The following is a 14,776-nucleotide window of genomic DNA, read 5'->3' on the forward strand; positions in this document are numbered from 1 at the left end:
TCGGTCTATTAACAATACTTGATTATAGCTCTGTAACCTTTTTTATTCATCACGTATTATTCTACGAATAGTTTAAGGTATAAGTACTCCTTATTTGATATTTAGTGCTGATTCACTGAAAACATATATTCTTTGTATGTTTTTCGTGTGGATAAAATAAGCCCCATCATTAACATGTTCGAAAATAAAGAGCTTCCTCCATATGATAAAAATGGAAGTGCAATACCTTTGACAGGCATTAATCCAACAATCATACCGATATTTTGAAAAAATTGTAACATTAGAACGCCTACAATTCCTGCACATAGTAAGGTGCCGAATAAATTATCTGCGGAATTACCAATTATAAGTATTCGGGAAAGCATTAAGAAGAATATACATATTATAAAAGTGGCAACTATAAAACCGCCTTCTTCGGCAATTGTGGCAAAAATGAAATCAGTATGTTTTTCTGGAATATAAACATTTCCAGAACCGAGGCCTTTTCCTTCTATCCCCCCACTACCAACAGCTAAAATTGATTGTTGAGTTTGATATCCCTGATCTGTATGCTGAAATGGATCTAACCAGCCTAAAATTCGCGATTGTTGATGGGGCTTTAATAAAGTAACTAACTTATTGAAGAAAATATCTGGATATTTTACGTATATAAATATTAAAGCAGACAATACAGTCATCGGAATTCCTGCACATAGTACGATTAACTTTTTTTGGATTCCTGACATAAATATAATACATGCAATGGCTGCTATATATAGGAACACCATTCCCGTATCGGGTTGACTATATACAAGTAACGCAGGTGGAATAGTTATCAAACATATTTTACCAATCAAAAGTAAATCAGTTTGAAATGTCCGTGCCATATACTGTGCATTATGTTTTACGACTAAACTTGCGGCCAGAAGAATTAAGGCAAGCTTAAAAAATTCAGCTGGTTGAATAGCACCAATAATTGGAAATCTAAACCATCTTTTTGCCCCTAATATTTCAGGTGTAAAACTTGACACTGGTAATACCTTTAAAATGATAATTGAGATGAACCCCACAATATAAATCGGCCAAGCTAATTTTTGTAATTGATCTAAATCGATATTGGCAACAATTAATAATAGAACAAAACCTATGGCGTAATTTACTATTTGTTTCATAGCAAAATTTTGGTTACCATATTGCCCGGTTTGCTGACTGCTGTATATTGCAACAATACTGGTGATACATAATATGAATAAAATGAATATTAGTTTCTTATCTAATTTTTTTAAAAAAACTATTTTCCCCACCATTTCAACCCCCTAGACATTGTGGTATTTACTTCTTATAGGAACTATCCTGTTTTTTATGTGTACATTAACATTTATTAATATAATTTTACAATAATAAGGAGATATTGAACATTCTCAAATTTATCCATACTGATGAGGCTACTTTAAAAGGTGACTGATTAGTGTGGATAAGGAAAGTTTATTTAAATGGAGACATTATGAGCCTAATATTATTTTGTTGAACGTGAAATGGTACCTACGGTAAAACCTAAATTCTCGTGACTTGGTGGAGTGCTTTTTAAGTCCTGTCTACTTTGCATGAGTCACTCCAAACTCATCTGAACCAGGCATGTAGTCAGACCATTTTTAGAATACGGGTATCACTATGACCTGGTTTAATAAATACCTCACACGAATCTTAAAATTCTTACATTATAATTTTTCTGAATTACTCTTTGAATTTTTTCGGAGAAGTTCTTCAATAAGCTTTGCTTTTTCATTCACCCTTGTTGCATATGTGAAATCACCATAACAATATGGATACCTAAAATTTTTTTTATTTCCACCACAAGTGTACATCTCTGGATTTTGATCAACTTTCATCTTAGAAAAATTTTTGGCCGAATCTTCCGAGTGTTGTTTAACTTCTTGACTAGCAATAAAATCAATATACCCTGGTCCCATATTATAGCTTTGAATAATTGTCTCCATGCTAACATCTTTTTCCGTTCCATATTTGTACATTTGAGCAAAGTGTTTGACCCCTTGTTCAATGCTCAAGCTTGTCTCTTGAATTTCATTTGGCTTTAATCCCAGTGATTCAGAAGACTGCATAGGGTCGTTTCCCCCACCTCTACTCTCTTGGTACATAATTCCTAATAAAACTGCTGTTTTACCTTCTAAATTATATTTTTCTAATTCTCTTTTCACGGTTAGCTCATATTGCAATAAACGTTGTTCGGTAGCAATCGCTTTATTTCTTTGAATATTGGTTTTATGCTTAACATAAAATATTACAGACATGGTTCCTAAACCTAAAATACTAATAAAGAATAATATAATAAATCGTTTTTTAATCGTATGCTTCATACATTACTCCTCCTCCTATAAAAAATCCGTACCTCTTTGGACTCAAAATTATTTTTTTAGGTGTAAAGTTTAATATAGGAATTTAAAGAAAAAACAACCGCCTGAATTGGAGGTTTTTTCAAAGCGGGTTATTCTTTGAATCGTTTCCGTACCCCTACAAATGTCACACTTTTTTTTGAACTTTGCTGTTCTTTGTTTTGCTCAATTGATACATTTCTTTTCAATTAAATGATACGATACTATAGAACAAAGTATTGTCATTGTAATACATAAGATAAGAAGGAAAAGGATAGGTATTTTTGTATACAAAAGTTTAAATAGTACCATCATGATTGGAAAATGACATAAATAGATACTATATGAAATTTCTCCTAAGTATACAAATACACTCTTATTTAAAATTTCTTTTACCTTTAGATTATTCATGGCCATTATAATCAGTATACTAACGCCAATTACGACACCCCAATCCTTTAATAGGAAAGCCGTATCACTACGAGAAATCAGCAAAATTCCAGTAGAGTATACATATAGAAAGATTCCTAGTGTGATAAGAAGATTTCTTTTTAAATTTTTCATATTTCTATATAAATGGGTAAGTTTTTCCTGATGCTTAAAAAGTAACATTCCGACCATAAACATAGATGTGAAATGCAGTGTATCGGCATAACCATTATAAAATCCCTCAGCTTTCCCAATATGCAACATATTAAGGAAAATACCAATTAAAGAAAAGCTCATAGCAAACAGTATCGTTTTCTTCCAACTCTGTTTATAAAACAGAAGGAATAACAAGGGAAACACGATAAAGATGCGCATTTCTTGAGCTAATAACAAAAATGTCCGATTACCACTGTAATAGCTGCTAATCCCCGTATAGAATCTAACTCTTTTATTCTCTTACTCATAAAGTCTTCTCCTTGTAAATTGTAGATTTTACTGTTAATAAAGGCCACTATACTAGTGTAGTGGGAGAATTGTACATATATACGTATAGGATAGAAGGAAGTATTAAAATAAAAAGTAGGGTAAACTTTAAATTTTTGAACTCTTTTTTTTAGGTAATCTAACTTTAAATATTGTTCTTATCACATTACTTTTAGCAGAAATCACTCCATTATTACTGTTCGACTATATTTTTAGGATTACAATTAATAGACAATCTAAGTAATAAATTTGTTCCACAGTTACCAAAAATTAAACCATTGTGCCCCAATTGAATATCAAAACACACTAATAACTTAGTCTTTTTCTTTTTGTCTACTAAAAAGGGGTAAGACCCCCTCACAATCAAGCCAAGAAAAGCAAATACACAAAACAAGAAAATTTGCATCTCCAAATTATGTTATCATTAAACAAAAATGTCCAAATATAACTGTTATAGCCGCTAGTCCTCATTTGATTCTAATTCGTTTATTCTCTTACTCATAAGGTGTTCTCCTTGTAAATTATAGCTTTTGTTATTAATATAGATGACTATACTAGTGTAGTGAGTGAAGTAAATATATTTTTGTTTACTTTTCTTTAAACTTCCGATATAAACACTACAGAAAATTGTGGATCTTTTAAAAGCATTTTTCATATTTATGCATAAATTATAGAATAAATATAGAAAGAAAAAAGAAATTTTATCTAAAAATTTTTTAAAGATTTTATTAAATTTATTGACTCATATAAACATATTTACGTATTTTAAAAGTTATTTTGCCGTTAATAAAAATCACCATACTAGCGCAGTTGGAGAATTGTACATATTGTGCTTATGTTTCGTTACATTCCTGATATAAACAGTACATAGTCAATCTGTGTATCTTTTGAAGAAAATTTTCGTATTTAATTAAGCATAAATTATAAAATAATAATCGTTAAAAATTTGTATTGTCTTTTAGAAAGCACTTTAAAACTGTTTTCTAAACCCTTGTTATAGTCTGTCTGACTCATATTAAACTTATAAATAGACTTGTTAGTAACTTTTCATGCTAATTATTCCTTTCTTCATGCTGTAATACTTAATAGAAAACCTAAGTAATAAGGTTGTTCCACATTTACAAAAAAAATAATTAACTATAAGATGAAATAGGCTACATAAGGGAGGGTTATATGTTACATACAAAAAGATGGAGATTTTTTGCGGTTCTTTCCATTGTAGGTTTGATTTTACTAATTTTATTAAAAATCAACTTCATTTCAATTACTATCGCAACTTCTTCAGCTGAAAGAGGAAAGATTTTTGATCAAAATGGTGTAATACTAGCTACAAATAAGAAAGTTAAGTCTCTATATTGCACTTCTAATGATGAAAAGCTATCGAAACAAGATACATCAAACACATTAGCTTTTTTCAATCAATTTTCAAAAGTATTTCAACATGACATTTCGGCAGAGGACATAAAATCACAATTACAGCAATCTTGTAAAAAGCAAACTATGAATGATATACCGTTATACTCTGATATAACTGAGAATGAACTTACATTCATAAACAAAAACAAACCCAATAATGTAATAATTAAAGATGAATGGATTCGATATTATCCTAAACACGAAATTGGTTCACAGGTAGTTGGGTATGTAGAAAATGACCTTAATTCAAAGCATATGCTTGTTGGAAAAAGTGGGATTGAGCTGCAATATGAAAATGATTTAAAAGGAAAATCAGGAAAAACTCTTATTTTTAAGATTGGTAATAAAAACTTCTTCTGGAACATTCAAAACGTACAAAAAGGAAAAGATGTCCGGCTAACCCTAGACTCTAAATTGCAGCAAAAAGCAGAAGAAGCATTAAGATCGCAAATTAAGAAAACACCTGATGCTAAAGCTGGTTATGTTGTAGTCACCGATGTAAAAACTGGCGCAATTTTAACTATGGCCAACTCGGCAGTATTTAATCCAAATACACATGTATCATCTAAAAATGAAAACTTTAAATCACTTTCGCAAAATAAAGCAATTCGAAAATTAAAGTATGGTGAATCTTATGTAAATATGGCTTCGACTATAAAACCACTCACTATTTTGATTGGATTAAACGAAAAGCTTTTTCAACCTGAAGATACTTATTTAGATAAAGGGACTTTTCAGTATGATAATCAAAATAACATTACGAATGCACCTGGAACGCCAACAGGTGAGATTACACCTAGACAAGCTATCATTAATTCATCTAACACATTTATGACAGCAAAAGTAGCTCTGCCCTTATTTAATCAAAATAATGGAAATATAGAAAAAGTGGCACATATATGGACAGATTATTTAATGCAATTTGGCCTGCGTTCTAAAACCGGGATTGATTTGCCCTTTGAAGAAGACGGACAATATGAATTGCATCCATCTAATAAATTTGAAAATGGGATTTCTGCTTTATTAAATGCCTCTTGGGGAGGAAATGAAGTGCATACTCCTCTTCAACTCGCTCAATATGCAGCAACTTTGGCAAGTAAAGGTGATAAATACAAACCTCAAATTGTAGGTGCTACTATTGGTCAAGACGGTAAGGAAACAAAAAAGTTTAAACCAATTTTAGAAAGTTCAAACCGTTATCCTATGGAATTTTGGCGTGTCGTACAAGGTGGAATGAGTCAAAATATAGAAGAGATTAAAAATTTACCTTTTCATGTCGCAGGTAAAACGGGTAGTACAGGTTCCCCCAATGAGCAAGAAAGAATGATAAATCATTCTCTTTTCATTGCTTATGCTCCTACTGAAGATCCACAAATTGCCGTTTCTGTCGTTATTCCTGGTAGTAATTCAGAAAAGAACATTGCCGCTCTCGTTACATCAGAAATTTTAGAGTACTGGAATACTCTTCAAAAAGAGAATAAAAACAAAGAGGAAGGTTCATAAAAGTGAACCTTCCTCTTTTACCATATAGAATCTATATTTATTATTTTCCATATACCTTCATTATTCTTTTCGAACATAAATGAATATTTAATATCAGTTAAAACGTACTTTTTTTGTACATATCCAGTAGTATCACCGTTAATAGTCGATATTTTTATATATCTATCATTTTGCACTTTTTCCGGGATCCAAGCTTTTACCATTTCATTAGATACTTCATATAAAACTTTTGATTCTCGTTTTGGTTCAGCTAAAATTTTCGTTTTGTTTCCAGTAACAGTTGCATGTATATAGTGTTCTTGCTTTGATTGATTACTTTCTGTCATTCCACTTGGCACTTTGTAAACTTTCTTCTTATCATTTACAAATTCTCCCCCCATTGCAAGGGCAACTTGCAACTCATGAAAAATATCTTCATCAAACTTCAATTCATCCTTCTTATAACTCTTCCCTTTAAATAGAACTTCATCATTTAACGCTTTATACAGGTCATTTTCATTTTTTGAATTTGTGCTTTGATATAAATCATTCATAAATTGTTTTAATGATGGATCTTGAGCAGATTCATCTTTTGTTTTAGGGTTAATTTGAGTACTACTTTCTACCGGTGATTTATTATCATCCGGCCAAGGTTGTTGAACAATAAAAAATAACATTGTACAAACCAACACAACTACAACAGGCAATACTTTTTTACGAAATGGTCTCTTATTTGCTACAGAATCCACTTCACTATTTTGATATACCGATTGCTTTATTTTATAAATAAATTCTTCTTCATCTTTCCGATGCTCCATTGGGCCTTTTTTCAATTTACTATACCAGTCAGGATTTTTTTTACTGTTCATCACTACTACCCTCCCCTATTAGTTTTGAAACTTTACTTCTTGCTCGGCTTAATCTAGATTTGACTGTTCCAATTGATACTCCTAATGTTTCAGCCATTTCTTCATATGATAATTCATATTTTGCGTCCAATATAATTATTTCACGGTGCTTTTTAGGTAGTTTTAATACAACCTTCCACACCTCATTCATCTCTTCTTGGTTAAAAAATTCTTGTTCTGCTGACAGGGATTGCTTATCGTCACTAAAAAATCCTATTAAAGATATCCTTTTAAAATAAGAGGATTTCAAATAGTTTATTGCCGTATTTCTTGTGATTTTTAATATCCACGTTTTAATAGATGACTCCTTTCGAAATGAATTCCAATTTTTAAACACCTTTATAAATACATCTTGCGTGATATCATCTGATAAATGTGGATCTTTCGTAATAATAAATGAATAATTCCATACATCTTGCCAATAGTCTTTTATAACATAGTCCAGCTCATCATGATTACACTTTTCAATAAACGTCTGTTCCATTTTCACACCTCAAACTTATTTGAATAAACATAAAAACTGCCCTCACTTTTATTATGGTTTCAATATATAGACAAGATACAAGTTTCATTTGTTCCCTTGTTTATTTTTTATATTACCATTGTAATTAACGCCAATGGACAGTATAAAGTACACACTATGAATAGATATAAAGACAAATTTAATTAAAGACAAGAATATCATTGACATAAGCTGACGCGTTATGATTTTCATTCGTTCTCTTCCCCACTCACTTTTTCGAGATAAATGGTTTATGATTGCATAGAAAGATAAGAAAAAAAACGCTATCATTTCTCATACCATGATTATGCGTTGGTTTCATCAGTATGGACCTAAATTGGACAAACAAATTCGTCATCACCTGCAGCAAAACAATGATCTTTGGAAAGTTGATGAAACATATATAAAAGTTAAAGGACAATGGCTGTACCTGTACCGTGCTGTTGATTCGAAAGGAAGCACAATCGATTTTTGTCTAAGCAAAACAAGAGACCAAAAGGCTGCAAAGCACTTTTTCAAGAAAGCTTTGCGGTCTTTTTATGTTTCAAAGCCACGTGTGATAACAATCGATAAGAATCCAGCTTATCCTATAGCAATTAAACAGTTAAAAAAAGAAAAAAGCATCCGCTACGAATGCTTTCTCTAAAATATAACATAAGGTCTTCTTAACTGTTTTTGTAAATAATTTCGCCTTATAGGCAGAATCTCTTCCGCACCCCTAATAGTCTAAAATGTTTTTTATCAAACAATAATTTCGCCATTTGTTTGAATTATATACTTATACCAATGAAACAAATCTTTTTTGTATCGTTTAATTGATCCATTACTTTCATTATCACGATTAACATAAATCATTCCAATCAATTTTTTCATTTCTAATTCAGTCTGTGAGCGTACTTGGTAAGTATTAAATTTTTTATTATGACTAAAAAATCAGGTCCACTTATTTGTGTCCTTAAAAATAATCATCTTTGAAAAATCAATAAATGATTTTTTCAAAGATGATTATTACGTTCTAAACTTTTTCTACTCTTTTATTTTTCTTTAATATTTACAAATTCAACGGCTCCCTTACCCTCAGTACCTAAAGCCGTATTCAATTTATTTATTTCCTTTATTAATTCTGGTTCTTTCCCCTGATTGACTAAATTAAGATTCCCAAAAGATTTATTAAAAGATAGAAATTGTCTTGTTTTTTCTTTCCCATTTATTTCTTTAAATAAAGTATCATCTACAATTAATAAAATCACATTGGATCCACCACGGTATGGCGCTAGCCATACATCACCTTCGTATTGAGTTCTCACTTTTTTATCATCATATATTATTTCTTTTAAGTCCTTATATTCTTTATTTCCAAATAAGATAGTTTCACCTTTTTTTGATTTTGGTAATGAATCCACAGGATCTGAAGATATGTCCCCCTGATTATTATCTCTTTCAAGTATAAGCCCCTTTTTGACCATTTTTTCAGCAGTTGTTCTACTAATAAATAGTAAATTACTAGTAGCAGTATCCATAGAATCCCCAAATTTAGTCGGTAGCTTTATGTCAAGCTTATTATTATCTATAGTCCCTTCTTTTAATTTATATAAGTCTTGTGAGGTTGTTATATCTTTGTATGAGTCAATTATAGAATTTCTTGTTTGTTCATTTAACTGCTCTACCTCTATTGAAAGACCATTTGCTGGAGAGTCTTTTGTACCAAATAATGAACATGCTCCTAACATGGTAATCGAAATACTAGCTACTATTAATAATCCAATTCTTTTTTTCAATCTATATTCTCCTTCTTTTAATTATATTTAAATTAAAAAATCGTTTTATACATTTTTTTCAAGTATTGAGATCGAACAAAGTAAAAGTATATAATTTGCAAAACTAAGAAACAAATTAATACCATAACTGAACTACCCAAGACTGAAAAATCGGCTAACTCTTGTAAGGCCATAAAAGCTACTGCACTATGTGTAATTGCTGTTACAATGGGTAAAAAGAATAGTAATGCAAGTTGACGTGACACAATTTTCTTTAATTCAGGTTTACTTAAACCAACTTTTGCTATCATTTTATATTGTTGCTGATTTCGTTCTAAGTCTGTGTATAATCGGAAATATAAAAAGCTTGCGGCAAACGTAAAGAAAACAATCCCTATTAATACACTCATAATGGATGCAAGTCCAAAACCTTGTTTCATCATTAACCATGTAGAGATTAAAGAAGAAAAATTATATTGTACGTTATATATTACAGGCTCATGTATACCCTCATTATCTTTCTGAAGAGTAGTCACAATTTTTTCAGCAACATTTTTTGTTTTCTCCCAATCTTTCACAATAAAACCATTAATAGTGGATTCACCACGGTCATTATCTGGATCCACTATCATTTGATCATATTTAGCATCTGGTACAATAATTAACGTTATGATTTTATCTTGTAATTCTTTCGGAGTGATTATTTTATTTATATGAATATTTTGATTTATATTTCTATACAACAATTGAAAGTTATTTTGATTCGATTTTGTATTTGCGAATTTTCTTGCAGGTATGACAAGACTATCATTTTCATCTTTTAAGCTTTCTTTTTCAAAACCAAATACATTAGCTAACTTATTATAATCACTTATTTTTATAACGCTTAATAATACATTACTGTTATAAAGAGTATCTGGAATTTGTTTTATTGAATAAGCTACTTGTTTGAATTTAAACCCACCATTATTCAGTTCGCTTTCAATTATTTTTAGATGTTCTTTTTCTAACTGGTTATTCTTATGAGACTGATAAGAAAATGCAAAAGGGCTATCCGATTCAGCCATGGAAGAATTACCCAACCCCATACAAGTCCCTACTGCCGTGAAAGAAACGGCAGATATAATAGTGACCATAAAAAACATTTTTGCATTATCTTTTAATTGATACACTAAATCTGAGATGGTTAGTATGTTTGTTTTCTTAAAGAAAATATTTTCCCTTTTCTTTAATACACGTAACACATACACACTGAGCTGTGTAAACAAGAAGTACGTCCCAAGTACAACAAAGCTCACCCCTGTCGCCATCATGAATAATACATATTTCATATCCTTGTATTGAATTGCATTAACACTATGGAATACAGCCGTATATCCTAATCCAATACAAATAAGTGCGAATAAAGACAGCCAAAAGGATGATTTGGGTTCAGGCTTTGGCTTTTCTTCTGCTTTTATTAATTCTACTAATTGCTCTACATTTACTAGTCGAGAAGTGAAAAGTGAAATAAATAAAAATAATAAGAAGAAAGCTCCAAATGTTATTCCAATTGCTTTAAAGGGCATGTAAAATGGGAGTCCTTTATCAATCATTAGCAGATTGTTGCTCATAATTAAGATAAACTTAGAGAACGCCATTCCAATTGTAATTCCTGTTAAAATTGAAGCGATACCAATTATTATATTTTCAATGAATACTAATTTGTTCAATTGTGAACGTGACATCCCATGTAGCATTAGAATTCCAAAATCTTTTTTTCTTGTTTTTAAAAATGCACTTACAGAATATAGGATAAAGAAGAATGAGAAGAAAAATATTAACCCCTGCGATATCTGTAATCCTGACTTTGCAAATGTATTGATTGTTACACTGGCAGCAAGATCGCCTTGTAAATTAGGATGAAGTGCAAGTAATGCATAAGTAAAGAAAATCATAATAGCAAACGTACTACTAAAAAAATGAGCCAAATATGTTCTTTTACTACGAATAACGTTATTAAATGCGAACTGTCGAAAAGTCATTTGCATTTCCTCCTAATAATGCTAAAACCTCTAGAATTTTTTGATAGAATACTTTGCGATTATCTCCACAATAAATCTCATTGTATAACTGTCCATCTTTGATAAACACAATTCGATCACAATAACTTGCAGCCATTGCATCATGTGTCACTAACATCATCGTTGTGTTATTTTCTTTATTAAGCTTTGTCAATAATTCCATCACATCACTAGCAGATTTTGAATCCAGATTTCCTGTAGGCTCATCTGCAAGTAATAATTTCGGATTATGAATAGTAGCACGTGCGATTGCAGTTCTTTGTGCCTGCCCACCAGAAATTTCATACGTACGTTTATCTAATATTTCAGTTATCCCTAGTTTTTTAGCAATAGCTTCTACTTTCCCTTCCATTTCTCTAGGACTGACACCATCAAGCGTAAGTGGAAGAACAATATTTTCTTTCACTGTCAATGTATTAAGGAGATTAAATGATTGAAAAACAAACCCTAATTCTCGTCTTCGAAATAAAGACAGCTGATTTGGAGATAACAGATATGGATTTTCTCCATGAATTAATACTTCTCCTGATGTTGGAGCATCTATAGTAGACACCATATTTAATAGCGTTGTTTTACCACTCCCAGATGGTCCCATAATTCCTACAAATTCACCTTTGTTTATTTTTAAATCAATATGGGATAATGCTGTATAAGAAATTTTCCCAGGATAAACCTTCCCTAAATCTGAAACATGTAGTATCTCCACAAGTATTTCACCTTCCATTTCTCTTTTCGATACATGAAGTGTAACCTATATATAGTATGTCTCATATCGATTTCCCTAACAGTTATCTAACAAGTTTGTAAGATTCAAAAGAAAAACCGATGAAAAGTATATCTTTCATCGGTTAACGAGATGCATACGGGAATATGATTCTAACTTTTGTTCCCTTACCTACCTCAGATTCTAGCTCAATCTTATGATTTAATTTTTCACATACTTCTTTAACAAGATATAATCCCATTCCCGTAGACTCTTTATATTTCCTACCATTTTCTCCAGTATAAAATGGATTGAAAACACGTGGTAAATCAGCAGTAGGAATACCAACCCCATAATCTTTTACTTCCAAAATAATTGCTCGTCCTTTTGAACACGCCGATACTATTACTTTTTCTTTCTTACTTGATGAATATTTAATTGCATTTGACAGTACTTGATTGAGTATAAATCGAAACCATTTCTTATCTGTTTCTACAATAAGATTCGGATCTACTTTTACCTCTGGATATACATAACTACGTATAAATAGACGTTTATTTTCATGAATAGCAGAATCAATCATTTCCAATAACTGCAATCTGTCCACATGAAAATCCTGTTCAAATGTTTCTAAACGAGCAACATATAAGACCATTTCTAATCCTTTTTTGATTCTTTCCGTTTCTTCATTAATACTGTCAAATCGAGAGTCATCTGCATCTTGTGTAATTAACTCAATAACAGAAAGAGGTGTTTTCATTTGATGAACCCATTGATTCATAAAAGTCATTTGTTCTTGTTGTTTTCGTTCCCATTTTTTTAATTGGTTTTGATAATATTGATATTGAGTTTGTAGGACTTTATCTAAGGCCATCGATAATGGCGTCAAATCACTATCTTTTATTGACTCATTTAAAGCTTCCATTGGTGTTGATAGACGCTTGTAGAATGAACGGTGACTATAATAACGATATATTAGATAACCCATTAATAAAAAAACACCCAAAAATACAGAATATAATGCTGTCAAAATATGTGGATAACCATCAAACCAATATATAAAAAGGATGATAAGCAATTGGGCAAATGTATAACAAATGAGTGGAATATGTTCTTTTAAAAATAATTTCATTATTCCTTCCCTTCCCTCTTCCAAGTAGCATGCAATCGATATCCTGCACCACGAACTGTCTCTAGTGCGTTTTCAATACCTAAATCTTGCAACTTCCTTCTAATTCTACCTATATTTACACTCAATGTATTCTCGTCTATATATGAACTATCCCATAGTTGTTCTAAAATCACTTCACGTTTTACAAGGAGCGGAGACTTTGTTATCAATATTTCCAATAAAGTTGTTTCCTTTCTAGTAAGTAAAATTTTCTTGTCATTTAGTTGAAGTTCCATTCTTTCTGGGAACAGGAATAATCCTGATTGCTCAACTATTCGTTCTTTTACTTTAGGAGCATATTCACCGTATGCTCTTCTGAGTTGACTACGGATTTTAGACATTACAACCTCATAATAAAAAGGTTTTGTAATGTAATCATCACCACCATTTTCTAAAGCCATAACTTGATCCATCTCTCCACTCCTTGCAGACAAAAATATAATTGGACAAGTAGAAATAGCTCGTATTTGGCGACACCAATAATAACCATCAAAATTAGGTAAATTTACATCTAATAGCACTACATCTGGTTTTACCTCTTGAAATATATCTAAGACATTTTCGAAATCCGCTATAATAACACTTTGGTATCCATATTTTTTAATATGAGTTCCCAATAATTCAGCAATTTTCATATCATCTTCTACAATCATGATTGTATTCATAACATACTCTCCTTTAATTTAAGCGCAGTTTCTAAAGTCCACTTGTTATTTAATATTTTACTTATGTAAAAAAGATGATATCTTACCTACCCTCTTAAATGCAATAAGTATCCAATAAAGCGTATATTTGTTGTTACTTAATTAATAATTTCAATAGGGATTGTTTCCATCTTTTTTCTTTGCTTAAGTAGATTCTTTTTAAAATACACAAAAAGACCATCACAGTATTGTGACGGATAAACAGGAAAATATTAATAACTAATTAATATTATTATTTATTTGTCACTTTTAAAGCTTCTAACACTATCTTTGTTACTTCTGCAATAAGCTTATCATCGTATTTAGCATCCACTTTATCATGTTTAGAAATTATCGCAATTATTTGGTGACCAAACAATTGTGATATCATTTCGGGTTCCATAAGATTCCGAACAAGTCTTATCAGCTACTTCCCACCCTCCTGGAACTCCAGCACGAATTAAGTTGTCTCCCGTAGTATTCCTTTTCATCCAATCTATTAATAAATCCCGTTTCTCAGATGAAAGTGCATCTCCTAGCGTAAAAACCTGAAAACTAGCAGCTAATGCCTTTTGGGTACTAGTATCATGGATGTCTCCTGAATACACTTCGTTTAACTCTGGTTCAAAACGTTCAGTATTTTTAACGGTATCTCCTATTTCTCTCATTGATTTTTGGAATTCAATAGGTCCACCTAATTGTTTAAAAATAAGACTTTGTGCAGTATTATCACTTTACGAAGGGTAGCATCTGCAAGATCTTTCAGAAGCATACCTGTATCAACATACTTCAAAAAAATAAACCCGTTAG

10 protein-coding genes and 5 pseudogenes are annotated in these 14,776 nt (G+C 31.1%); 3 read left to right on the forward strand and 12 right to left on the reverse strand.

Annotated elements, in window-relative coordinates; genetic code table 11:
- Positions 1-101 precede the first annotated feature (101 nt).
- Positions 102-1,286, reverse strand: coding sequence for an FtsW/RodA/SpoVE family cell cycle protein (locus AC241_RS28180; protein ID WP_050845110.1), 1,185 nt, complete (start codon positions 1,284-1,286; stop codon positions 102-104).
- A 163-nt stretch (positions 1,287-1,449) separates the two neighbouring features.
- Between AC241_RS28180 and AC241_RS34420 the strand changes: the two are divergent.
- Positions 1,450-1,527, forward strand: a pseudogene (locus AC241_RS34420) (IS6 family transposase); the annotation flags it as partial.
- 170 nt (positions 1,528-1,697) lie between these two features.
- Here the strand turns inward: AC241_RS34420 and AC241_RS28185 are convergent.
- Together AC241_RS28185 and AC241_RS28190 are read right to left on the reverse strand one after the other, a co-directional pair.
- On the reverse strand, positions 1,698-2,354 hold the full coding sequence (locus tag AC241_RS28185) for a lysozyme family protein (RefSeq protein ID WP_050845111.1): 657 nt from the start codon (positions 2,352-2,354) through the stop codon (positions 1,698-1,700).
- A 201-nt stretch (positions 2,355-2,555) separates the two neighbouring features.
- Positions 2,556-3,185, reverse strand: a pseudogene (locus tag AC241_RS28190) (acyltransferase family protein); the annotation flags it as partial.
- A 1,269-nt stretch (positions 3,186-4,454) separates the two neighbouring features.
- On the opposite strand from AC241_RS28190, the gene AC241_RS28195 reads away from it, so the two are divergent.
- A complete protein-coding gene (locus tag AC241_RS28195) occupies positions 4,455-6,200 on the forward strand; it encodes a peptidoglycan D,D-transpeptidase FtsI family protein (RefSeq protein WP_050845112.1) in 1,746 nt (581 codons plus the stop codon).
- 17 nt (positions 6,201-6,217) lie between these two features.
- Here AC241_RS28195 and AC241_RS28200 read toward each other — a convergent pair whose 3' ends face one another.
- Positions 6,218-7,048, reverse strand: coding sequence for a hypothetical protein (locus tag AC241_RS28200; RefSeq protein WP_050845113.1), 831 nt, complete (start codon positions 7,046-7,048; stop codon positions 6,218-6,220).
- Positions 7,038-7,571, reverse strand: coding sequence for an RNA polymerase sigma factor (locus AC241_RS28205; protein WP_000438330.1), 534 nt, complete (start codon positions 7,569-7,571; stop codon positions 7,038-7,040). Before AC241_RS28205 ends, AC241_RS28200 begins: the two co-directional genes overlap by 11 nt.
- A gap of 307 nt (positions 7,572-7,878) precedes the next feature.
- Between AC241_RS28205 and AC241_RS28210 the strand changes: the two are divergent.
- Positions 7,879-8,214, forward strand: a pseudogene (locus tag AC241_RS28210) (IS6 family transposase); the annotation flags it as partial.
- Positions 8,215-8,330: 116 nt separating this feature from the next.
- On the opposite strand, the pseudogene AC241_RS35325 reads toward AC241_RS28210, so the two are convergent.
- The 7 genes and pseudogenes from AC241_RS35325 to AC241_RS33595 form a co-directional block, all read right to left on the reverse strand.
- Positions 8,331-8,480: pseudogene (locus AC241_RS35325) on the reverse strand (6-phospho-beta-glucosidase); the annotation flags it as partial.
- A gap of 143 nt (positions 8,481-8,623) precedes the next feature.
- Positions 8,624-9,367 (reverse strand): lipoprotein BA_5634 family protein, encoded by a 744-nt coding sequence (locus AC241_RS28215; protein WP_050845114.1) that lies wholly within the window; start codon positions 9,365-9,367, stop codon positions 8,624-8,626.
- Between the two features lie 32 nt (positions 9,368-9,399).
- On the reverse strand, positions 9,400-11,370 hold the full coding sequence (locus AC241_RS28220; protein ID WP_050845115.1) for an FtsX-like permease family protein: 1,971 nt from the start codon (positions 11,368-11,370) through the stop codon (positions 9,400-9,402).
- Positions 11,345-12,115 carry an ABC transporter ATP-binding protein gene (locus tag AC241_RS28225; RefSeq protein WP_050845116.1) on the reverse strand — a complete coding sequence of 257 codons (771 nt, stop codon included), beginning with the start codon at positions 12,113-12,115 and terminating at the stop codon, positions 11,345-11,347. Before AC241_RS28225 ends, AC241_RS28220 begins: the two co-directional genes overlap by 26 nt.
- 142 nt (positions 12,116-12,257) lie before the next feature.
- Complete coding sequence (locus tag AC241_RS28230; protein ID WP_050845117.1) at positions 12,258-13,244, reverse strand: sensor histidine kinase; 987 nt, start codon at positions 13,242-13,244, stop codon at positions 12,258-12,260.
- The gene (locus tag AC241_RS28235) at positions 13,244-13,948 is read right to left on the reverse strand and encodes a response regulator transcription factor (RefSeq protein WP_050845118.1); all 705 of its coding nucleotides are present in this window, start codon (positions 13,946-13,948) and stop codon (positions 13,244-13,246) included. The genes AC241_RS28230 and AC241_RS28235 overlap by 1 nt, the downstream gene beginning before the upstream one ends.
- A 271-nt stretch (positions 13,949-14,219) precedes the next feature.
- Positions 14,220-14,756: pseudogene (locus AC241_RS33595) on the reverse strand (serine hydrolase); the annotation flags it as partial.
- Positions 14,757-14,776: the final 20 nt, after the last annotated feature.

It is taken from the genome of Bacillus thuringiensis (genome assembly GCF_001182785.1).
Taxonomy (GTDB): Bacteria; Bacillota; Bacilli; order Bacillales; family Bacillaceae_G; genus Bacillus_A; species Bacillus_A thuringiensis_S.

What these genes read in the sequence shown, in the direction of transcription:
- AC241_RS28180 (WP_050845110.1), bottom strand. Translation starts at nt 1,286, where the DNA reads ATGGTGGGGAAAATAGTTTTTTTAAAAAAATTAGATAAGAAACTAATA.
- AC241_RS28185 (WP_050845111.1), bottom strand. Translation starts at nt 2,354, where the DNA reads ATGAAGCATACGATTAAAAAACGATTTATTATATTATTCTTTATTAGT.
- AC241_RS28195 (WP_050845112.1), top strand. Translation starts at nt 4,455, where the DNA reads ATGTTACATACAAAAAGATGGAGATTTTTTGCGGTTCTTTCCATTGTA.
- AC241_RS28200 (WP_050845113.1), bottom strand. Translation starts at nt 7,048, where the DNA reads ATGAACAGTAAAAAAAATCCTGACTGGTATAGTAAATTGAAAAAAGGC.
- AC241_RS28205 (WP_000438330.1), bottom strand. Translation starts at nt 7,571, where the DNA reads ATGGAACAGACGTTTATTGAAAAGTGTAATCATGATGAGCTGGACTAT.
- AC241_RS28220 (WP_050845115.1), bottom strand. Translation starts at nt 11,370, where the DNA reads ATGACTTTTCGACAGTTCGCATTTAATAACGTTATTCGTAGTAAAAGA.
- AC241_RS28230 (WP_050845117.1), bottom strand. Translation starts at nt 13,244, where the DNA reads ATGAAATTATTTTTAAAAGAACATATTCCACTCATTTGTTATACATTT.
- AC241_RS28235 (WP_050845118.1), bottom strand. Translation starts at nt 13,948, where the DNA reads ATGAATACAATCATGATTGTAGAAGATGATATGAAAATTGCTGAATTA.